This is a genomic window from Amycolatopsis jiangsuensis, assembly GCF_014204865.1.
Lineage (GTDB): Bacteria > Actinomycetota > Actinomycetes > Mycobacteriales > Pseudonocardiaceae > Amycolatopsis > Amycolatopsis jiangsuensis.
Window position 1 is genome coordinate 3,937,899 of the sequence record NZ_JACHMG010000001.1, and the last position, 21,547, is coordinate 3,959,445.

General features: G+C 71.6%; 18 protein-coding genes. 7 read left to right on the forward strand and 11 right to left on the reverse strand.

Going from position 1 to position 21,547, the window contains the following annotated elements:
- Positions 1–8: 8 nt before the first annotated feature.
- The 5 genes from BJY18_RS17225 to BJY18_RS17245 are packed head-to-tail and all read right to left on the reverse strand — an operon-like array spanning position 9 to position 4,980.
- Entirely contained in the window at positions 9–1,295 is a 1,287-nt protein-coding gene (locus BJY18_RS17225; protein WP_184780951.1) for a DUF58 domain-containing protein, read from the reverse strand.
- 4 nt (positions 1,296–1,299) lie between these two features.
- Positions 1,300–2,274, reverse strand: a complete 975-nt coding sequence (locus BJY18_RS17230) for an AAA family ATPase (protein ID WP_184780952.1) — start codon at positions 2,272–2,274, stop codon at positions 1,300–1,302.
- Positions 2,271–3,410: a DUF4350 domain-containing protein gene (locus BJY18_RS17235; RefSeq protein WP_184780953.1), complete on the reverse strand. Its 1,140-nt coding sequence runs from the start codon at positions 3,408–3,410 to the stop codon at positions 2,271–2,273. Before BJY18_RS17235 ends, BJY18_RS17230 begins: the two co-directional genes overlap by 4 nt.
- Positions 3,407–4,042 (reverse strand): DUF4129 domain-containing protein, encoded by a 636-nt coding sequence (locus BJY18_RS17240; protein ID WP_184780954.1) that lies wholly within the window; start codon positions 4,040–4,042, stop codon positions 3,407–3,409. Before BJY18_RS17240 ends, BJY18_RS17235 begins: the two co-directional genes overlap by 4 nt.
- Positions 4,036–4,980 (reverse strand): DUF7847 domain-containing protein, encoded by a 945-nt coding sequence (locus BJY18_RS17245; RefSeq protein WP_184780955.1) that lies wholly within the window; start codon positions 4,978–4,980, stop codon positions 4,036–4,038. The genes BJY18_RS17240 and BJY18_RS17245 overlap by 7 nt, the downstream gene beginning before the upstream one ends.
- Before the next feature lie 960 nt (positions 4,981–5,940).
- Between BJY18_RS17245 and BJY18_RS17250 the strand changes: the two genes are divergently transcribed.
- Entirely contained in the window at positions 5,941–7,005 is a 1,065-nt protein-coding gene (locus BJY18_RS17250) for a neutral zinc metallopeptidase (protein ID WP_446680362.1), read from the forward strand.
- On the opposite strand, the gene BJY18_RS17255 is transcribed toward BJY18_RS17250, so the two are convergent.
- Positions 7,006–7,425, reverse strand: a complete 420-nt coding sequence (locus BJY18_RS17255) for a hypothetical protein (RefSeq protein ID WP_184784664.1) — start codon at positions 7,423–7,425, stop codon at positions 7,006–7,008.
- A 180-nt stretch (positions 7,426–7,605) separates the two neighbouring features.
- Positions 7,606–8,688 carry a potassium channel family protein gene (locus BJY18_RS17260; RefSeq protein WP_184780956.1) on the reverse strand — a complete coding sequence of 361 codons (1,083 nt, stop codon included), beginning with the start codon at positions 8,686–8,688 and terminating at the stop codon, positions 7,606–7,608.
- A 120-nt stretch (positions 8,689–8,808) separates the two neighbouring features.
- Between BJY18_RS17260 and BJY18_RS17265 the strand changes: the two genes are divergently transcribed.
- Complete coding sequence (locus tag BJY18_RS17265; protein ID WP_184780957.1) at positions 8,809–9,195, forward strand: DoxX family protein; 387 nt, start codon at positions 8,809–8,811, stop codon at positions 9,193–9,195.
- A 9-nt stretch (positions 9,196–9,204) separates the two neighbouring features.
- On the opposite strand, the gene BJY18_RS17270 is transcribed toward BJY18_RS17265, so the two are convergent.
- Positions 9,205–12,705 carry an ATP-dependent helicase gene (locus BJY18_RS17270; protein WP_184780958.1) on the reverse strand — a complete coding sequence of 1,167 codons (3,501 nt, stop codon included), beginning with the start codon at positions 12,703–12,705 and terminating at the stop codon, positions 9,205–9,207.
- Positions 12,702–15,866, reverse strand: coding sequence for an ATP-dependent helicase (locus tag BJY18_RS17275; RefSeq protein ID WP_184784665.1), 3,165 nt, complete (start codon positions 15,864–15,866; stop codon positions 12,702–12,704). Before BJY18_RS17275 ends, BJY18_RS17270 begins: the two co-directional genes overlap by 4 nt.
- A 149-nt stretch (positions 15,867–16,015) precedes the next feature.
- On the opposite strand from BJY18_RS17275, the gene BJY18_RS17280 reads away from it, so the two are divergent.
- The 3 genes from BJY18_RS17280 to BJY18_RS17290 all read left to right on the forward strand — a co-directional run bounded on the left by BJY18_RS17280 (position 16,016) and on the right by BJY18_RS17290 (position 18,261).
- Positions 16,016–16,342 (forward strand): MGMT family protein, encoded by a 327-nt coding sequence (locus BJY18_RS17280; protein ID WP_184780959.1) that lies wholly within the window; start codon positions 16,016–16,018, stop codon positions 16,340–16,342.
- Between the two features lie 14 nt (positions 16,343–16,356).
- Entirely contained in the window at positions 16,357–17,184 is an 828-nt protein-coding gene (locus BJY18_RS17285) for a siderophore-interacting protein (protein WP_184780960.1), read from the forward strand.
- Between the two features lie 186 nt (positions 17,185–17,370).
- Complete coding sequence (locus tag BJY18_RS17290; protein ID WP_184778676.1) at positions 17,371–18,261, forward strand: IS982 family transposase; 891 nt, start codon at positions 17,371–17,373, stop codon at positions 18,259–18,261.
- A 74-nt stretch (positions 18,262–18,335) separates the two neighbouring features.
- On the opposite strand, the gene BJY18_RS17295 is transcribed toward BJY18_RS17290, so the two are convergent.
- A complete protein-coding gene (locus BJY18_RS17295; protein WP_184780961.1) occupies positions 18,336–19,148 on the reverse strand; it encodes a uroporphyrinogen-III synthase in 813 nt (270 codons plus the stop codon).
- A complete protein-coding gene (locus BJY18_RS17300; protein ID WP_184780962.1) occupies positions 19,141–20,118 on the reverse strand; it encodes a helix-turn-helix transcriptional regulator in 978 nt (325 codons plus the stop codon). The genes BJY18_RS17295 and BJY18_RS17300 overlap by 8 nt, the downstream gene beginning before the upstream one ends.
- A gap of 63 nt (positions 20,119–20,181) precedes the next feature.
- Here BJY18_RS17300 and BJY18_RS17305 point away from each other — a divergent pair, with 63 nt between their 5' ends.
- Together BJY18_RS17305 and BJY18_RS17310 are read left to right on the forward strand one after the other, a co-directional pair.
- On the forward strand, positions 20,182–20,580 hold the full coding sequence (locus tag BJY18_RS17305; RefSeq protein ID WP_184784666.1) for a DUF3224 domain-containing protein: 399 nt from the start codon (positions 20,182–20,184) through the stop codon (positions 20,578–20,580).
- A gap of 199 nt (positions 20,581–20,779) precedes the next feature.
- Positions 20,780–21,541, forward strand: coding sequence for a class I tRNA ligase family protein (locus BJY18_RS17310; protein ID WP_184780963.1), 762 nt, complete (start codon positions 20,780–20,782; stop codon positions 21,539–21,541).
- The last annotated feature ends 6 nt before the right edge of the window (positions 21,542–21,547 follow it).

The window sequence follows — 21,547 nt, forward strand, 5'->3', positions numbered from 1 at the left end:
AGTGACAGCTACAGCCGTCCGGCCGCCTTGAGCGCCAGGTACCGGTCCGCCAGCGCGGGTGGCAGATCCTCCGGTACCGCGTCCACCACGCCGACTCCCCGGCGGGTCAGGCGGGCGACTGCGGATTCACGGTCGGCCAGAGTGCGTTCCGCCGCGGCCGCGTCGTACACCGCTTCGGCGTCGCCCCTGGCACGAGCCATCTCGGCTACCCGGGGATCGGCCACCGACGCGAGCAGGACCTCGTGCCGGGCGGTCAGTGAGCCCAGTACCGGGAACAGGCCCTCCTCGAGCGCGGCCGGTTCCACACCGGTCAGCAGCACCACCAGCGCGCGACGGCGGGTGCGGCGCAGCACCTCGGCGACCATCCCCCTGGCATCGGTTTCCACCAGCGACGGTTCGACCGTGGCCAGTGCGTTCACCAGGGACGGCAGCAAAGTCTTCGAGTTCGGCACCGACGCGCGCACCTGCCGGTCGTAGGCCACCAGGTCGACTCGATCACCGGCACGTGAGGCCAGCGCGGCCAGCAGCAACGCGGCGTCCATCGCCGCGTCCAGCCGGGGCGCGTCGCCCACCCGCCCGGCCGAAACGCGGCCGGTGTCGAGCACCAGGACCACCTGCCGGTCGCGCTCCGGGCGCCAGGTCCGCACCATCACGTCCGCGGCGCGCGCGGTCGCCCGCCAGTCGATCGAGCGCACGTCATCGCCGATGACGTACTCCCGCAACGAATCGAATTCGGTGCCCTGGCCGCGGATGAGCACGGCGTTGCGGCCGTCCAGCTGCTGCAGCCGAGCCAGCCGCGACGGCAGATGCTTGCGGCTGTGGAACGGCGGCAGCACCCGCACCGTCCACGGCACCGCGTGCGAACCCTGCCGGGCGGCCAATCCCAGCGGCCCCAGCGCACGTACGGTCACGCGTACCGCGATCCGGTCCCCACGCCGGGTCGGGCTCAGCTGCGTGGTGAACGCCCGCCGCTCCCCCGGCGGCACGGACACGCGGTGCCGGTCGTCCGCACGGGCACTCGGCGGCCACGCGTCCCGCAGCACCCCGCGGACCGGGCGACGCCCCGGATTGGCCACCAGCAACGTGACCGAGGCGGATTCGCCGAGCCGTACGGAACTCGTTCCGGTGCGCGAAAACCGTAGCGTCCGCACGCTTCCGGCCAACGCGAGATCCACCGCCACCAGCACCAGCAGCACCACCACCACGGCGAGCACGCCGGTACCGGACGGGAACAGCAGCCCCACCACCAGCGCCCCCAGCAACGCCAGCAGTCCGAGCCGCCCGGTCAGCGCCATCGCGTCAGCGCGGCACCGGCACGGAGGCCAGCACCCGGTCGAGGACACCGTCGGAGGTCACGCCCTCCAGCTCCGCCTCGGGCCGCACGTCCAGCCGGTGCCGCAGGGCCGGGCGGGCCAGCGCCTTGACGTCGTCGGGCGTCGCGTAGTCACGGCCGGCAAGCCACGCCCACGCCCGCGTCACCGCGAGCAAAGCCGTTGCGCCACGCGGGGAAACGCCCAGCCGGACAGCGGGCAGCTCACGCGTGGCGCGGCACAGGTCCACGACGTAACCGATCACTTCGGGCCCCACCGTCACCCGCGCGACCGCCTGGCGGGCAGCGACCAGTTCCGCGGCGCCGGCCACCGGGCGCACCCCGGCCGCGGCCAGGTCGCGCGGATTGAAACCCTGCGCGTGCCGCCACAGAATGCCGACTTCGTCCTCCCTCGACGGCGCCGGCATGGTCAGCTTGAGCAGGAACCGGTCCAGCTGGGCTTCCGGCAACGGGTAGGTGCCCTCGTACTCCACCGGGTTCTGCGTGGCGACGACCACGAACGGATCGGGCAACGGCCGCGGCCTGCCCTCGATCGAGACCTGCCGCTCCTCCATCGCCTCCAGCAGCGACGACTGCGTCTTCGGGGGCGTGCGGTTGATCTCGTCGGCCAGCATCAGGTTGGTGAAGACCGGCCCCTCGCGGAAGGAGAACTCGCCGCTGTGCGCGTCGTACACAATGGACCCGGTCACGTCGCCGGGCATCAGGTCCGGGGTGAACTGCACCCGCGTGGTCTTCAGCTCCAGCGAAGCGGCGAGCGCCCGCACCAGCAGCGTCTTCGCCACGCCGGGCACACCTTCCAGCAGCACATGCCCCCGGCAGAGCAGCGCGAGGATGAGCCCGGTGACGGCCGCGTCGTTGCCCACCACGGCCTTGCCGACCTCGGCGCGCAACGCGATCAGCGCCGCCCGCGCGTCGCCCGGCGCCTGCGTCTGTTCGGTACTCACGAACGCTCCACCTCTCGTTCCACCCTGTCCAGTTCGTCCGCCAGCCGTACGAGTGCGGGCTCGCCCGCGGGCGGCGGGCCGTAGAGCACCTCGCCGATCTCCGCCGTCGTACGGCCGGTCCGCGCACTCACGGTCTCCACGACGGCAGCCGGCTCGGCCTCGCGCGGCAACCCCAGTCTCGTCCGAAGCCGCCCGCGGGAGGCCTCCCGCAGCGTTTCCCCGGCGTGTCCGGCCGCGGCGCCCCGGCGGTACAGCCGCGCGCGGCCCTCGGCCGTCTCCGCGGCCCGCACCACGATCGGCAGCGGTTCGGTCACCACCGGCCCCAGCCGCCGCGCCCGCCACAACGCGAACAGCACCACGGCGATCCCCGCGGTCAACGCGCCGTAACGCCAGCCCGGCGGGATCAGCTCGAAGAACGGCTTCTTCTGGCCTTCCAACGCGGGATCCGACGGCGACGGCAGGTACCAGACCAGCCGCTGGTGATCACCGAGCAGCCGCATGCCGAACGCTGCGTTGCCCTGATCGGCGATCCGGTCGTTGGTCAGCGGGGTTCCGGTGCCCACCACGGTGACCGTGCCGGAACGATCGGCCACCTGCACGAAACTCGGCTTGCCCTGATCCGGATAACACGAACGCGCGGTCTGGTCGCCGGTCCGGTAGTGCCGACCGCCGAGCGTGGCGGTGCCCGCGCCCACCGCCGAGCCGACCGTGCAATCCGGCTCCAGCTCACGGACGTCGCCGCTGCCGTTCGCCTTCACCGCGGGAACGGTCTGCGCGAGCGCACCCGGGCCGGGGGCGACGAGCACGAGGTGCGCGACGCGCCGGCGCAGCTCGGTCAATCCGTTGCCCGGAACGGTATCCGGGGAGGTGACGAGCAGCGTGCCACCGTCGGCGGCGGCACGTGCTTCGGCGATCGTGTGGACCGGGTGCACGTCGACGCCCTCCTGCTCCAGCAGCCGCGCCAGCGCGTGACTGCCGCCCGGTTCGTAGGAGCCGGGTTCGAGGTCGCCGCTGACCTGCTCGCCGCGGCTGAGTACGAGGACCAGTCCGGTCAGCACGATCAGCAGCAGCACCGCGAGCGGAACCCGTACGCCACGCCAGATCCGCCGCAGATCGGGGGAAACGGAGGTAGTCACACGCCCACCAGTACGGGCCGGGCCCTGCGGACCCGTTCGTCGAGCTCGGTCAGCGCCCGGTAGCCGGCCTCGGTCCCCGGACGGCCGCCGTAATGCACGTCGTCGAACAGCCGAGCCGCCGCGGTGAGGTCACCGGCCAGGTCCGGCAGCAGCGCACCGGCTTCCGCGGCAGCCTCGTCCGCGGTACGGCCGGAACGGGTGTCGAGCACGGTGCGTTCCTCCATCCCACGCACGAGCGCGCGGAAGCGTTCCCGCACCGCGTCGGCGAAACGGCCGCCGGCAGCGGCTTCCTCGGCGGCCCGGCGGTAGTCTTCGGCGCTCCGGCGGCGGCCGGCGAACACCTCCCCTGCCGACTGCGCGCTCCGCCCGACCCTGCCGACCCGCAGCCGCACCACCACGGCCAGCACGATCAGCAACGCCAGCACCAGCACGAGCCCCAGCGGACCGCCGGGCACTCCGTTCAGCGCGTCGAGCAGGTCGGCCAGCCGCTGTCCCAGCCACTGCAGGACCTGCTGCACGAAACCCGGCTTCGCGTCCGCGTACGCCGGATCGCGCAGCTCCTCGATTGCCCGCAGGCGGGCGGGGTCCCGGTCGATGTCGACCGGGACGTCGGTGAGCAGGAAGGTCACCACGCCTGCCGCGGCGGGTTCAGCCCCGCCGCCCTGGCCAGCTCGATGTCCATCCCCTCACGCCGCATCCGCTGGTCGATGTAGAGCAGCACGGTGACCAGCGCGGTGAACGGCGTGACAATCGTCGACGCGATCACCGAGCCCACCGACTGCAACACCAGGCTCGCGGTGCTCACCTGCGGTACGCCGCCGCTCTGCGGGTCGAACAGGCCGCTGAAGGCGCCCGAGCCGAGGTTGAACGGGATGCCGATGATCGCGCTGATCAGCCAGCCGATGATCGCGGCGAGCAGCAGAATGCCGAACACCCGCCAGAACGCCCCGGCCACCAGCGCGCGCGAACGGGAGAAGGCCTGTCCGATCGTGCCGCGCTCCAGCACCAGCGACGAGCCCGCGAGCGACCAGTACACGTACGGAATGACCGGCAGGACCACCGCGAGCACGCCGAACAGGACCGCCACCGGGCCGAGCGCGAGCCCGACCAGCACGGCCACCCCGGCCCCCACCGCGCAGGCGACGAGCACCGCGAGCCCGTACAGCACGGTCAGCGCGAGCAGCCGCAGCAACCGGGGTGCCGCCTCGCTCATCGCGGAACGGAAGTCCACCGGACGGCCGAGCACCGCCTTGCCCATCACCACGGTGAGGAACCCGGTCAGGAAGGTCTGGCCGAGCAGGCCGATCACCAGCGACGGGATCAGGCTGAGCAGCGTCGAGTCCAGCAGGCTGTAGAGCGCGTCGAGCTGTTCGGCCTGGGTGGCGGCCGGCCCGAGCCTGCTGACCCGGTCGAAGTCCGGCACGAGCAGCAGCGACGCGACGAGGTTCAGCCCCGCCGTGATCACCGCGACGATCGCCGACACGCCCAGGATCAGCAGCGGATACCGGCGGATCGCGGTGATCGAACCGTCGAGCAGGTCGCTGACGTTGAGCGGCCGCAACGCGATCACGCCCGGTTTGCCGAGCCCGTGCGGATTCCAGCCACGCGGCGGGCCGTACCCACCCGGATACGGCGGCGGGGGCTGGTGCCCCGGGGCCTGCCACTGTCCGCCCGGGTGACCGGGTTGGTGACCGGGTGGCTGGGTGGGTGGCTGAGCGCCCGGGGGCGGCGTCCAGCCCTGCGGGGCTGGCTGTCCGGCCGGTGGGACGCCAGGCTGTCCGAGGGTGCCCGGCTGCTGCGGAGTCGCGCCCGGCTCGGGCGCGACCGCAGGTTGCCGGGGTTGCTGGGACGCGGCTCCAGGCTGACCGGGTTGCGAAGTGGCCTCCGGCTGGCTCGAAGTCGCACCCGGCTGTGCCGTGCCGCGCGGAGGAGTCGAGTCGCCGGCCGCTGGATCCGTGCCGGAAGCTGCCGGCGGTGTCCCCTGGGTACCCAGGTTTCCGGGCGACTGGTTTCCGGACTGGTTCTCGGCCTGGTTTCCGGGCGACGGGTTCTCCGGTGACTGGTTCTCGGACGACCCGGGCACCGGGATGCCCTGGCTCGGTGTCGGCGTGTCGTCGCCGGAACCGGGCGAATCGGGTGCGTCTGTCATCGAAACCCCTCGTCTGCACGGCCCTGCACTTGCTGCCGTCACTCTTCCAGAGGCCACCGGACCGGGCCAGACCTGGGGTGACGTCCGGACGGCCGCGATGTCGGCCGAAGTGCTGCGAAAGCGTGGCCATCCCCCGATATGCTGAACGCCGAGCCGGGGGCCGCCCGGCGCGCGCCGAGACCCACCGGGACTGCCCAGATGACGCAACCGCCCTACGGCCCAGTGCCGCCGCACGGGGCCGTTCCGCCGGGAGGCCCGGCGGGTCCACCACCGGCCCGGCCGATGGGACCGCCCGCCGCCCAGCCGATGGGTGGCCCGCCGCCCGGCCGTCCGATGGGACAGCCGGGGCCGCAGCCCATGGGCGGCCCGCCGACCGCGCGGATGGGCGCACCGCAGGGTCAGCAGAGTCACCAGGGTTCGCCGCCGATGGGCCCGCCGCCAGGGTGGCCGCAGCAGCCGGGCCCGGTGCCACCGCGGCGCAAGCCGGCCGGCCTGATCATCGGGCTCAGCCTGGGCGCGGTCGTCGTGCTCGTGCTCGGCGTGGTCGCGATCGTCTCGTTGAACAGCTCCGGCCAGGAGACCTCGAACGCCGGCTACCGGAACGCTCCGGCGCCCGCGCCGACCTCGGCCTACGAGCTGCCGCCGAACAACGGCTCGTCGACCAGCTCCTCGGACCAGCCCACCAGTACCGAGCAGAGCCCGACGTCCTCCACCGGATCCGAGCCGCACAAGGTCCTCGAGCTGGCCGACCACCCGATCCTGCAGGACCCGGACGCCGGGCTGCAGAACCAGGTGTGCGACCTGCCGGCGTGGCAGAGCACCCAGGCCGGCGCGGAAGCGTTCTTCACCGCGGCGAGCAAATGCCTCGACGCCGCGTGGGGACCGTTCCTGGAGTCCTACGACCTGCCGTTCACCCCGCCCGCGCTGCACTTTCCGACCGGTCCCAGCTTCGACACCGAATGCGGCACCATCCAGGTCGGCATCGCGACCGCGGCCTACTACTGCGAGAACAACCTGTACGTGCCGTTCAAGGGGCTGCAGACCGACCAGTACGGCAACAACCCGGGTGTCTACCTGGCGTTGTTCGCGCACGAGTACGGCCATCACGTGCAGGAGGTCGCGGGCATCATGGACGCGGCCTGGCAGAAGATCTACGCGGCGGGCCAGGACAGCGCCGCGGGCCTGGAGATGTCGCGTCGCAAGGAGCTGCAGGCGCAGTGCTTCTCCGGGATGTTCCTCGGCGCGCACGTCGACCAGGGCGGCACGGTCAGCCGGGAAATGTACAACAAGGCCTGGAGCGACCAGGAAACCCGCGGCGACAACACGTCGCACAGCCACGATCACGGCACGAACGCGCACTACGCGCAGTGGTGGCGCGCGGGAGCGAAGGACAACCGGATCGCCGACTGCAACACCTTCGCGGCGTCGTCGTCCGACGTGAGCTGATCAGCTCAGCAGGGCCAGCCGGCCGGGACCGCGGACCACCAGGTACGCGTACATCCCGCCGCAGAAGCAGGCGAACACCAGCAACGCCAGCGCGATCGGGGCCCGGGCGTCGTGCGAACCAGTGGTGGACTCGGACGCGGTGACCGCCACCGTGCCCTCGGCCGCGGCGTCGTCCGGCACGATCACCTGGAGGTGCTCGTCCTTGCCGTGGCCGCAGCCGTTCAGGGTGCCCTCGCGCTCCTTGCCGCCGAGCTGGAACCGCACGGTCTCCGCCGCGGCGCCGGACGAGCAGTCGGCAGGCTTGGTGACCTGCGCCTGGACCGGGGCGCCCACGACGTCCGGGCCGATCCCGAACAGGCCCGGGCCGGCCAGCCACGCCAGCACCACGACGAGCACCCCGACCGCGGCCGGGATGCCCACCTGAAGCCACCGCTGGAGGGCGCTCTTGCTCGCGGGGTCGGGAACCTGCACGCCACCATGCTTCCAGATCGCCCCGGCAAAACCCAGCGGCGGCCACCCGCCGGGGGACGGCCTGGACCCGGCCGCACCACGGCGGAAAGCTCGCGGCGGACGGGCAGCGTCGGCTATGTCACACCACGCTCACCGTTCGACCTGGTCCACCTGGGTGACCTTCCGGACGTACAGCAGCCGGTCGCCCGGTTCGATGGCGTCGGCCTGCGGCGCGTCCACGCGGTAGAGCACGCCACCGCGGACCACCCCGAGCACGATGTCCGGCAGATGCCGCGGGGAACCGCCCTCCTCGGCCGCCTCCACCGCGCGTTCGGCGATGGCCAGCCCGGATTCCGGCGTCAGCAGGTCCTCGACCATGTCGACCACGAGCGGGCTGGCGGTCGCCATGCCGAGCAGCCTGCCCGCCGTCTCGCTCGAGACCACCACCTGGTTCGCGCCGGACTGCTTGAGCAGGTGGACGTTCTCCGCCTCGCGCACCGAGGCGACGATGTGCGCCTTGGGCGCCAACTCGCGTGCGGTCAGCGTGACCAGCACCGCGGTGTCGTCCCGGCTCGGCGCGACCACCACGGCCCGCGCGTGCTGGGCACCGGCCACCCGGAGCACGTCGGCGCGGGTGGCCGAACCGTGCACGGTCACCAGGCCGAGTGCGGTCGCCGCCTCCAGCGCCCCCTGGTCGGTGTCGACCACGACGATCCGGTTCGGCTGGATCTCCTCGTCGCCGAGCAGGGCGTTGACCGCCGAACGGCCCTTCGTGCCGAATCCGACGACGACGGTGTGGTCCCGCACCTTCGTCCTCCACTTCTGGATCTTGAATGCCTGCCGGGAGCGCTCGGTGAGCACCTCCAGCGTGGTGCCGACGAGGACGATCAGGAAGAGCACCCGCAGCGGGGTGATGATGACGATGTTCACCAGCCGCGCGGACGCACTGGCCGGGGCGATGTCGCCGTAGCCGGTGGTGGAGAGCGAGACGGTGGAGTAGTAGATCGCGTCGAGGAAGGTGACCCCGTCGCCGTTGGTGTCCCGGTAGCCACCGCGGTCGGCGTACACGATCAGCACGGTGGCCAGCAGCGCGAGCAGCGCGCCGATGATCCGCTTGACGATCGAGCGCATCGGGCTGACGGTGATCTCCGGCATCTTGATCACGCCGACGAGCTCGTGATCGGGCCGGTCGTTCAGCCGGACGTTGAGGGGCAGCCGCCCGAGTGCCTTCATGTCACCGCTTCTTCTGCTCCGTCGCCCCGAGGGTGTTCGGCGTCACGCACAGCGGGAGGATATCCCACGGTCAGCACCCGCACACCCGTCGCGGTGATCGCGCTGTGGCAGGGTGTCCGCATGGCCGATTCCAGCTCGTCGCAGCGTCCCGCGTACCTGCTCGCCGGGGTGCTCGCCACCGCGGGCGTGCTGCACTTCGTGCGCCCGAAGCCGTTCGATTCCCTGATCCCGCGCGAGCTGCCGGGCAGCCGTCGCACGTGGACCTACGCTTCGGGCGCGGCCGAGCTGGGCGTCGCCACGAGCATCGCGCTGCCCCGCACCCGCAGGCTCGGCGGGCTGGCCGCCGCGCTGCTGTTCGTCGGCGTGTTCCCGGGCAACGTGAAAATGGCGCTCGACTCCCAGCGCCGCGGCCGTCCGGCTCGCGAACGCTGGGTGGCCTGGCTGCGGCTGCCCATGCAGTGGCCGCTGGTCGAATGGGCGCTGCGGATCCGCGACCGGGCCCAGTGACCCGGTAACTCACTCTCGCGGCACGTCCCGCAGCAGTGCGCGCAGGCCTTCGGCGTCCAGCAGGTCGGCCGGACGGAGGGTGTGGTCGTGGCGGACGTAGTGGAAGGCCGCGCGCACCCGGTCCACCGGGACTTTCCGCAACGCCGCCCACGCCAGCCGGTACGCGCCGAGCTGCACGGCCAGCGCGGGCAGCCGTTCGGCCGACGGCACCGCGCCGGTCTTCCAGTCCACCACCGTCCAGCCGCCGTCCGGATCGAGGTACACCGCGTCCATCCGCCCGCGCACGGTGATGCCTTCCACCTCGGCGGAAAACGGCACTTCCACGGCCACTGGCACGCGGTCGGCCCAAGCGCTGCGTTCGAAAGCTTCCTGCAGGTCCTCAAACTCGCTGTCCGGGGCCGCGCCGTCGTCGGCGGCACCGGGCAGGTCGTCGATCTCCAGCAGCCCGTCCCCGGTGAACCGCTGTTCCAGCCAGCTGTGAAACGCCGTGCCACGGCGGGCGAAGGTATTGGGCGGCAACGGAAGCGGCCGCCGGATCCGGCGTGCGAGGGTGGCCGGGTCGGCGGCGAGGTCGACCAGCTGGCTCACGCTCAGCTGAGCCGGCAACTCCACCCGGTCCACAGTGGACTGCGCACGCGCGCGTTCGGCGAGCAGCACGTCGGTGTCCGCGACCCAGCCGTCGGGGTCCTCCGGGTCGACGGGATCCTCGTCCTCTTCGAAGTACCCGTCGTCGGCGAAGTCGTCCGGCTCCGGCTCGGGAGGCAACGGGATGTCGTCGCCGTCCGCCGCCGGAATCGGCTCGGCGCTGGTTTCGCCACCCTGCTCGACTCCGGTTTCGCCACCCGGTCCGGACTCGACTCGGTTTTCGCCGCCCGGGCCAGGCTCTGCTTCCGGGACCGCGACGACGCCCGGGGGTACCCCGGCCCCGGCCGCTTCCGGCTCCTCGGGTTCCTCCGCCAGCGCCGCCAAATCCGCGAGTACCAGTGAAACTCCGGTGGTCACGCCGGATCGCCGGTCGCCAAGCGGGTCGACGGGCCAGCTCGCCGTGCGCGAGTCGGCCACGAGCGGGTTTTCCTCGTCCTCCGCCGGTTCGTCCACCCATTCGGCCAGCACACCCAGCGGTGGGTCGGCTTCGCGCAGCACGTCCGCGATCTCGGTGAGGAACACCGACGGCCCCTTCGCACGGGCGCTGCTTTCGTTCCACCAATGTCCGGAAACGATCAGCGCGCGCTCCGAACGCGTCAGCGCGACGTAACACAGCCGGCGTTCCTCGTCGGCCTCACGCGCGGCGAAGCCCTCCTCGTGCAGCTCCAGCGCTTCCTGCACTTCCTTGCGGTCGAAGCCTTCGGACACCTGGAGCTTCGGCAGGTCCGCGGCGTCGCCGCGCAGGTGTGCCGGCAGCGAGGTGGAGGTGCGCAGCCAGGACGAGGACCGCCGTTTGCCCGGGAACACCTCGGCGACCAGGTGCGGTACCGCCACCACCTCCCACTCCAGTCCCTTCGCCGAGTGCACGGTCAGCACCTGCACCCGGTCGGGCACGACCTGCACCTCGCCCGGCGTGAGGCCGTCTTCCGCGTGTGCCGCGGTGTTCAGGTAGTCCACAAACGACAGCAGGGTCGCGGTGGGCGCGGTTTCCGCGTAGTCGGTGACGACCTCGGCGAAGGCGTCCAGGTGTACTCGTCCGGCCGAACCGGGGCGGGCCAGTGACTCGACGTCGAGCAGCATGGTGCGTTCCACGTCGGCCACCAGCTCGGGCAGCGACTGGTCCAGCCTGCGGCGCAGCGCGGTCAGCTCAGCGCCGACGCGCCTGATCCGCCGGTAGCCGTCGGCGGAGTACCGTTCCGGGGCACCGGGTTCGTCCACGGCGTCGATCAGCCCGGCCTGTTCGGCACGTTCGGTCACGAGCACCGGTTCGTCCCCGCCTTCGGTCTGCGGTACCGGGGACGAGAGTTCGTTGGCCCGCCGCCACAACGCCGCCACGTCCGCGGCCGCGATCCGCCAGCGGGAGCCGGTGAGCAGCCGTGCGGCGGCGCTGCCTGCCAGCGGATCGGCCAGCACGCGCAACGTGGCGACCAGGTCGGCGACCTCCGGTTCGTCGAGCAGGCCGCCGAGGCCGACGACTTCCACCGGCAGGCCGCGCATCCGCAGTTCGGCGGCGATCGGGGCCATGTCGGCGCGGCGGCGCACGAGCACCGCGGCCGAGGGCGGTGTGCCGGTCTCCTCGTTCTCCGCGTGCCAGCGCCGGGCCAGTGCGTCGGCCACCCATTCCCGCTCCACCCGGACGTCCGGCAGCAGCGCCACCTCGATATCCGCCGGCCCCGCGCCCTCGCGGGCCCGCAGGCGTTCCACGCCGAGTCCGCGAGCGCGCAACGGTTCGGAGATCGCGTTGGCCAGCTCCAGGATCTCCGGCGGATTGCGGAAGCTGGTGAGCAGACCGAACTCGTGCGCGGGAGCGAGCCCTTCTCCGCCACGGCGCGGGAAGTCCGTGGTGAACCGCGGCAGGTTCGCCGCGCTCGCGCCACGCCAGCCGTAGATGGCCTGCGCCGGGTCGCCCACCGCGGTCACCGGCATCGCCGGACGCTCGACGCCGCCGAACAACGACCGCAGCAACACCCGTTGCGCGTGACCGGTGTCCTGGTATTCGTCGAGCAGCACCGCGCCGTAGCGTTCACGCTCCCCCGTCACGACCGCGGGGTAGCCGTCGGCCAGCTGCGCGGCCAGCGACATCTGGTCGGCGAAGTCCAGCGCGCCCTCCGCCCGCTTACGCCGGTGGTAGTCCTCGACCAGCGGCAACAGCGCGAGCCGGAACCGTTGGGCGGAAAGCACTTCCTGCAGCTTGATCGGCAACGGTGCGCGCTGGCCCTTGGATCGGGGCGCGTTCTCGATCACTTCACACAGCCACTCGGTGTACTCCGCGAGCTTGTCCGTGGACACCAGGTGCTCCCCCAGCTCTCCGGCCAGCGCGAGCAGCTGCGCGGTCACCGTGGGGGGAACTCGGTCGGTGTCCAGGTCGTTGTCCCAAGTGGACACCACGCGGTGGGCCAGCTGCCACGACGACGTCTCGGACAGCAGGCGGACCCCGGGTTGCACCGGCAGGCGCAACCCGTGTTCGGAAAGCAGACGCCCGGCGTACGCGTGATAGGTCAGCACTGTCGGCTCGCCCGCCACCACGATCGCCCGCAGGCCACCGGTCGGGTCGATCCGGTCGAGCAGGCCCGAACCGGCCAGCCGCCGCAGCCGGGCACGCACGCGCTCACCGAGCTGCCGCGCGGCCTTGCGGGTGAAGGTCAGGCCCAGCACGCGTTCCGGGCTGACCACGCCGTTGGCGACCAACCACACCACCCGGGCGGCCATGGTCTCGGTCTTGCCCGCCCCCGCGCCGGCAACCACCAGCGACGGTTCGACCGGCGATGCGATCACCGTCGCCTGTTCCGGGGTCGGCCGGTGCAACCCCAGTGCGTCGGCGATTTCCGCGGGTTCGACCGGGCTGGTCACGAGCAGCCCGCTCACGGACCGGTCACCTGCCTGCCCTCCGGGCGCAACGGGCAGCAACCGCGCGCCGGGCACCGGTCACAGTCGGCGTTTTCGTGTGCCTGGTAGTCCGGCCCGACCGCGGCCGCCGCGGCCGAGCGCACCAGCTCCAGCCACTCCCGGCCGCCGTCCTCGTCCAGGGGCGGCTGATCCCGTTGAGTTGCACCGGTTTTGTTGTTCTGCTTCGCGACGTACACCAGCCGCGCGCCACCAGGGGTCTGTTTGCCCTCGACCGCGCCCAGCAGCACCGCCAGCTGGTACGCCGCCAGCTGCGGATGTTTTTCCGCATCCGCCCCGGACACCGGGACTTTGCCGGTTTTGATGTCCACGATCACCGGGCGGCCGTCCTTGTCCAGTTCGACCCGGTCGACCCGGCCACGCAGCAGCACCCGCACCTGTCCATCGCCCATCGGCAGCTCGACCTCGATGTCCTGCTCGACGCCGGCTTCGATCAGTTCACGCCGGGAAGTCTCCAGCCAGGTCACGAAGTTGCGCAGCATCTGCTCCACACGGGACCGCTCGCGCCGCGAAAACCACGGCGCACCAGCGTCCACCCGCGCCCAGGCTTCGTCGAGCGCCGCCTGGATCTGCTCCTCGGTGCTGCCTCCGGCCACCGCTTGGGCCAGCCCGTGCACCAGCGTGCCGGTGATCGCGGCGAGCTGCGCCGGATCACTGCCGCCGTGCCGCTCGATCAGCCAGCGCAGCGGGCACTTGACCAGGATTTCCACAGTGGACGGTGAGATCCGCATGAGGTCACCCGGACCGTGCACAGGGTCCTCAGTGGACGGACCGAGCAGTCCGTACCAGGTGTCGGGATGAGCCCCGGGTACGCCGGCGGCGGCCAGCCGGGCGAGCTGGCGGGCCGCACGGGCGCGCCGCTGCGGTTCGGTCCGGTCGTCGCACACGACCTCGCGCAGTTCACCGACCAGTTCGGCCAGCACCAGGGAACGACCGGGCGGTTTCATCCGCGAATCGAGCGCACCGTCGTCGGCGCCGTTCTCCTCGAGATCGTCCAGGAACCGCGACGGCTGCTCATCCTCCCCGGCCACCGCGGTGACCAGCAGCGTGCGGCTCGCCCTGCTCGCGGCGAGGTAGAACAGCCGCCGTTCCTCGGCGAGGATCGGCGCGATGGCCGACACCTTGTCGTGTTCGTCCACTCCGGACAGCAGGTCGACCAGCCGCTCCACGCCCAGCAGCGAACCACGCAGCCGCAGATCCGGCCACGCTCCTTCCTGGACTCCGGCAACGGCCACCACTGTCCATTCGCGACCCGCGGCTGCATGTGCGGTGAGCAGCGAAACGCCCACACCGGGGGCAGCTGCGGGCGCGAGTGTGTCGCCAGCGATGTTCTGCGACGACAGGTAATCCGCGAACGCCGCGACGCTCGCCTTGGGCAGCCGGTCCGCATAACGACCGGCCGCGTCGAACAAGGCCACCACAGCGTCGAGATCGCGGTCCGCCTGCGTTCCGAGTGAGCCGCCACGTTCGATGAGCCGCAGCAGCCGGTCCTGCAGTCCGCTGGCCTGCCACAGCTCCCACAGCACTTGCTCGACGCCTTCGCCGCGGCGCACCGCCTGGTTCGTAACACTCAGCAGCTTGCCGACGCGGCGGACCGGGGTGGCTTCGACGTCCGCGAGCCCGGCCAGGATGTCGCCGCCACGCAAGGCTTCGATCACCAGCTCGTCGCTGGATCGCTGGCCGCCACCGGCCAGCTCCAGCCGGCGCAGACCGCGGCGCAACCGGCGCAGCGCGAGCGGATCGGCCCCGCCGAGCGCCGAGGAGAGCAGCATTTCCGCGAGGTCGACGTCGAGCAGCTCCGGTTCGGCGGCCACCCGCAGCACCGCGAGCAACGGCCGTACCGCGGAGTGCTTGGCCAGCGGGAGCTCTTCCGTCGCCGAGCCGATCGGCACCCCGGCGGCCCGCAACGCCCGCTGCAGGACCAGGAAAGTCCGTGCCGGAGAACGGACCAGCACCGCCATCTCCGACCACGCGACCCCGTCGACCAGGTGCGCGCGACGCAGCTGGTCGGCGATCCAGCTCGCCTCCGCGGCCGGGGTCGGCATCAACCGGACCCGCACCTTCCCTCCGCGTTTTTCTTGCGGAGTCACGAGTTTGCGATGCGCGGAGGCGCCGGGCAGGGTGGCGCCGAGCCTCGTCACCGCCGTCCGCAGGGCCGGTGCGAGCCGATGCGAGGTGGTCAGCACCACGGTGCGGTCGCCGTCGCTGTCCGCATCGGCGAACAGCCGGGGATCGGCCCCGCGAAACGAAAACACCGACTGGTCCGGGTCGCCCGCCACGACGAACTCGGCCGCGGTGTGCCCGATCGTGCGGATCAGCTGGATCTGCAACGGATCGAGGTGGTGCGCGTCGTCCACGAAAAGGTGCCGCACCCGGCCGCGTTCACGGTCCCGCAGCTCCTCGTCGTCCTCCAGCGCGAGCAACGCCGAGGTCACCAGCTCGGCGGCGTCGAGCGCCGGCGCGCCCCGCTGTCCCAGCGCCGCGCCCTGCAGCTGGGTGACCTCCTCGTACTGCGCCCAGAACTGCCCGGCCGCGATCCACTCCTCACGGTCGTGCCGACGTCCCAGCTCGGCCAGGTCCTCGGGTCCGAGCCCACGCTCGGCCGCACGCATCAGCAGGTCACGCAGCTCCTCGGCGAACCCGGGCACGGTGAGCGCCGGGCGAAGCTGCTCGGGCCAGCCGGGTGCGCCGACCTCCAGATCGCCCTCGAGCAGCTCACGCACGACGACGTCCTGTTCGGCGCCGGCGAGCAGCCGCGGCGGGGGCAGCTCCTCGGCCCGAGCTTCGAGCCGTAGCAACGAAAAGGCGTACGAATGCACTGTGCGCACGAGTGGTTCGCTCACCGTGCGCGGCAGGGTCGACCGCGATCCGGCGTCCGAGGTGAGGCGCCGGGTGATGTCGGCACGGAGCGCGTCGGCGGCCTTGCGCGACGTGGTGAGCACCAGCACGCTCTCCGGGTCCGCGCCCTCGGCGATCCGGCGGGCTGCGGCGGAGGCGAGCAGCGCCGTCTTGCCGGTTCCCGGTCCGCCGAGGACCCGGCAGAAGCCGGCGGCGCCGGAGAGCACCCGGCGCGCGCCGTCGTCCCAGGTGAATGTGGGCGCAGCGGCCACCGGCGGGCGCACCAGCCGCGCCTGCCCGTTCCCTGCCCTCCGCGCGTGCACATCAGCGATGGAACCACGTCCACTCCCCCAGGTGGCGCACCGGCACACCCCTCGTGAGTGGCAACGCCGGCGAGAACGGCCTCGACACTCACGCGCCCTACGCTGCTGGCATGGACGACGAACTGCACGAGCGGATACGCACGGTGATTACGGGCGTACCCGTGGGGACTGTCGCGACGTACGGCGACATCGCGGCACTCAGCGGCGCCCCGTCCCCGCGACTGGTGGGACGCGTGCTTTCCGAGGACGGGCACGATCTGCCGTGGCACCGGATCCTCCGGGCGAACGGGACCCCCGCGCCGCACCTGGCGCACGAGCAGCTCGAACGACTGCGGGCGGAAGGCGTGCTGGCCGACGGGCAACGGGTGAATCTGCGGAAGTATCGTTGGCAGACGACGCCGGGCGATGTCCGGGATGGCCCCGCGGCACTGTTTTAGGTTAGCCTGACCTAATGGGTACGCTGAACTACCACCACGGCCGGGTCACCGCGGTGCGCCGGGTGACGCCGAACATGGCTCGCATCACCTTCGACTGCCCGAGCCTCGCGGCCGCAGGCCCGGCCGCGCCGGACGCGTACATGAAGATCTTCTTCCCGCTCGCCGGTCAGGTGCGCCCGCAGCTGCCCCCGCCGGCGGCGGACGGAGCCGGGGTGCAGTCGTGGTACCGCACTTATCTGGCGATGCCGGACGAGATCCGGCCGCACATGCGTACCTACACCGTCCGCGCCGCGCGCCCGGGAAGCGGTGAGGTAGACGTGGACTTCGTGCTGCACTCGGAGAGCGGAGGCCCGGCGTCGACGTGGGCCGAGCAGGCGGAGGTGGGTTCGCAGGTCGCCTTCGTCGGCCCGCACGGTCTGTACGAGGTTCCGGACGGCACCGGCTGGCAACTGCTGGTCGGCGACGAGACGGCGCTGCCCGCGATCGGCGCGATCCTCGAAGCCCTGCCCAGCTCGGCGCGCGCCACTGTGTACGTGGAAGTTCCGGACGGTGCCGAACGACAGACCTTCGAGACGAAGGCTGCGGTGGAGCTGCACTGGGTGGTCCGCGGAGCACACCGGCACGGCGAAGCCCTACTGGACGCACTCCACGCTGCCGACCTACCCGGCGGCGCCCCGTACGCATGGGTGTCCGGCGAAGCAGGCGTCGTCAAGCTGGTGCGCCGACACCTGGTGCGCGAAAGGGGCTTCGACAAAACCTCGATCTGCTTCACCGGCTACTGGCGCCAGGGCATGAGCGAAGACGCCGTCGGCCGGGAGCGGGTCGCCTCCACCGCTTCGTGAACCTGACGGCCCGGTCGCATCGCCGGTCCGGCCGCATCGCCGGTCCGGCCGCATCGCCGGTGCGGTCGGATCACTGGCCCGGTCGCATCGCTAGTTCCGGCCGCACCGCTAGATGAGTGATTCCGTGAAGGTCGTGTGAAGTGGCCCCGAGTGTGGGCATGAGTGGAGGGTGCTCATGATCATTTTGTGAAGAACGACCTGAACACCCTCCTGACGGCACTGTACGTGCTCGTCGATGACCATGTGGTGCTGCCCCGGACCGGCCGGGGACGGCGCCCACTACTCACGGACAGTGAGTTGATCACGCTGGCCACTGCCCAAGTGTTGCTGCGGTATGACTCCGAGCGCCGATGGATTCGCCATCTTCATGCCGACTCCCGGTGGCGTGAATGGTTTGCTCATCTTCCTGGGCAGTCCGGCTACCACAAGCGGTTAAAGGCATCAGAACCGTTGCTGCGCAAGACCATCCTGGCCCTTTCCCTGTGCTGTCCGTCCTGGTTTGACGACATGTGGATCACCGATGCCACCCCGGTGCCGTGCGGGATGTCCCGGGAAACCGTGAAGCGCTCCGACCTGGCCGGCCACGCCAGTTACGGCTACTGTGCGTCACACTCTCGGTGGTATTGGGGGCTCAAGCTTTACCTCGTCTGCGCCGGCGACGGCATGCCGATCATGTGGTGCCTGGCCAACCCGAAACTCGGCGAACGCGAGGTCTTGGCCGCCCTGCTCGAGCACAACCACCACCTCGTTCGTGACGGCCAGACCCTGTTGGCGGACAAGGGTTTCGCCGGCAAGGAATTCAAGAAGCTGACCGCGGCGATGGGGCTGGAGTTGCTGCGCCCGGACCGCAAGGACGAGACCTACCGCAACGGCAACCTCGGCGGTGTCCGTCAACGGATCGAGTCGGTCAACCAGACCCTCAAGGGCCAGCTCGACCTCGAAGCCCACGGCGGACGCACCCCCGCCGGAGTGTTCACCCGCGTCGCCCAACGCCTGCTGGCCATGGCCGCCGGCATCTGGCACAACTGGAACACCGGCCTGACCAGCAAACGATCACTCATCGCCTACGACCACTAACACTAACTTCACGGAATCAGCCGTCTAGCCCGTGAAGGCCTCCTTGACAGCATGAAGTTCCTTCAAGACGTCCTTCACCCACCACCCAAGTCGGACACCAGCAACTTCACCAACGCACCAAGCCGCTGCCGCTCAGGCTGAACCGTCCGAATCCCCGCAGCCTCCAGCGGCGCCGCCGTCACCGGGCCGACGCAGGCGCAAACGGTTGCCCCATCACGCAGCGCCGCGCGCAGCTCGGCGCCACGGCCGGACTCGGCCGCGAGCGTCAGGAAGTTGGTCGCTGCCGGGGCGCTCGTGAAGACCAGCGCCTCCAGCTCACCCGAAAGCACGTCGTCGATCAGGGAAAACACTGGCGCGGTGTTCGGCGGCGAGTGCCAGCGGTAGGGCTGCACCGAGACCACCGACGCACCCGCCGCGGCCAGCGGGTCGAGGAATTCCGGCAGCGTCGTGCCGTGCAGCTGCACTGCGACGCGGGCGCCGGCCACGCCTGCCGTCGTGAGGGCGCCGAACAACTCCTCGTTGCTTTCCCCGGGCGCCGAGTACTCTTCGCGCAGTCCGGCACCGCGCAACGCGCCCACGGCCTTCGGGCCACGCGCGAAGATGCGCGACGCGGACAGCGCGTGCAGCAACTCGTCCTTGCGGCCCCAGCCTTCCGCGGCGTCCAGCCAGCCGCGGAACCCCGCGCCAGTGGTGACCGCCGTGAAGCCGACCCGTTCCGCCAGGACGTCCTCGGTGCCGCGACGCAGCTGCGGATCGCCGTCGAGCGCCACGATGGTGATGGTCGGCGCGTGCCGCACCTGCGCGCCGTAGCGGACCAGGGCGCCGATCAGGTCGTCCGCGCGACGCTCGGCCGTGACGCCGATCCGCACGCCGTCCAGTTCACCCATGGATCCTGCCCATCTCCTCGATCGCGCCGGCCACTTCCGCCCGCAGCTGCGCGGGGGCGAGCACCTCCAGGTGCGGGCCGAAACGCAGCAGCTCGCCGATCGCCGGCTCGCCCGGCTCCACCGGCAGCCCGATGGTGAGCCAGCCCTCGGCGTCCGGCTCGGCACCGGCGTCAAGCGCCTCGCGCAGTGCCCGGGCACCCACGCTGCCCGCGTAGAACGGTACGAGAGCCTGCGCGCGCGGGGACAGCCGCACCGTCGCCGTCCGCGGGTACATCCGGCGTTCGAACCGCTCGGACCACTCCTGCCAGTAACGAGCGAGGTCGAAATCCGCCGGTCGCTCGAAGTGCCCGCCCAGCTCGGTCAGCTCGCGGATGCGGGAGATCCGGTACGTGCGGTCGGCGCCGGCGCAGCGTGCCGCGAGGTACCAGTTGCCCGCCTTGAGGACCAGGCCGAGCGGTTCGAGAGTGCGTTCGACTTCACTCGGCCCCCACCGCTCGTAACGGACCCGGATCCGGCGCGCGGACCACACCGCGTCGGCGACCGCGGACAGCACCGGCAGGCTTTCGATACCGCGGTGCCAGCCCGGCACGTCGAGGTGGAACCGCTCGGCGATCCGCCCGGCCCGGCCGCGCAGCTCCGGCGGCAACGCCGCGGACAGCTTCAGCTGGGCAGCCGCCAGAACCGTGCCCAGCCCCAGCTCGGCGGCCGCGGACGGCAACCCGGCCAGCGACAGCGACTGCGCCTCCTCCTCGGTCAGGCCGGTCAGCCGGGTCCGGTATCCGGCCACGAGCTGGTAGCCGCCGTTCCGCCCGCGGTCGGCGTACACCGGCACGCCGGACGCCGACAACGCTTCGATGTCGCGGTACACCGTGCGCACCGAGACCTCCAGCTCAGCGGCCAGCTCCTCGGCCGTCATCCGGCCGCGGTTCTGCAACAGCAGAAGCGCGGTGAGAAGACGGCCGGCACGCATGGTGGCAAGTATGGCTGAAATACCTGACACAAGGTGGCAGGAATGACTGGTGGAGTGACCGGCATGAACACCTTCACCGTGACGAAGTGGGACGAGCACCTGGCCAGCGGCGTGGAAGGCGGTCCCCGGGTGGCCGCCGTGCACGCGGCGATGGCCTACGACGGCGAGTTCGAGGGCGAGTCGATCGGCGACTACCTGCTGTACTACCCGGGCGAGGGCTACGACGGCGGCACCACCACGTCCCCCGGTTTCGAACGCTTCGACGGCACCCTCGACGGCCGCCGCGGCACCTTCGTGGTCCGGCACGACTGGAGCTTCGACCCGAAAACGGTCCGCTCGGCGTTCACCGTGGTGCCCGGCTCCGGAACCGGCGATCTGACCGGCCTCACCGGAACCGGCACCGTCCACGGAACGCTCGCCGACGGCACCACCACCTACACCTTCGACCACCGGATCGGCTGAGCGGCCGGCGGTGGTGGTGCGGGTGGTGCGCGGAAAACCAGGTGAGCGGCCGGCCATGGTCCTGTCACCATGCGGGTATGCGCACGATCGTCATGGCGAGCCCCGACCCGGGGCCCGTCGGCGTGCGCTGACACCAGAGCCAGCCCCGGCGGTCGCCGGGGTCGCCTTCTCCGCCGACGGCCGGGCGGAGAGGACCGCGATGACTTCCTTCGTCACCACCGCTGTTCCGTACGTCAATGCCGAACCGCACCTGGGGCACGCACTGGAGCTGGTCCAGGCCGACGTGCTCGCCCGGCACCGACGTTCGCGGGGGCGTCCCGTCCGCTTCCAGACCGGCACCGACGACAACGCGCTGAAGAACGTGACCGCGGCCAAGGCGGCCGGTGTGCCGGTACGGGAGTTCGTGGACCGGGGCGCCGCCCTGCGCGACTACGAGGGCCGGTACTGCGCGGGCTGCGAGCAGTTCTACGCCGAGGCCGAACTGGTCGCCGGGCGTTGTCCCGAGCACGGTGTCCCACCGGAACCGGTGACCGAGCGGAACTGGTTCTTCCGCCTGTCCCGCTACGCCGATCGGTTGCCAGACACCATTTCGTGCAAGACTGTCTCACCGTGCGTGGCGCCAGGAGTGCGCGCACGCACTCGGGGACACGGACTTCACCGAGGCGCGGCTGATCGCCCGGGCCGATCAGGAGCTGGCCAACGGCCTGGGCAATCTGGTGCACCGCGTGCTGACTCGCGCCCATCGGCGCCGGGACGGCCGGATCGCCGGGGCTCCGCCACTGGCGAGCGTCACCGAACTTCCCGGACGGATCGGGTCCTCGGCACCGTGGCCGGCACCTGCCGGGCGCTTGCCGTCGAACTCGCGCCGTTCCTCCCGGATGGAGCCGAGCGGCTGCGGATTCAGGTGGCACAGGGCACCATCGCCCACGGACCGGTGCGGGTGTTCCCGCGCCTGGCCTAGCTCGAT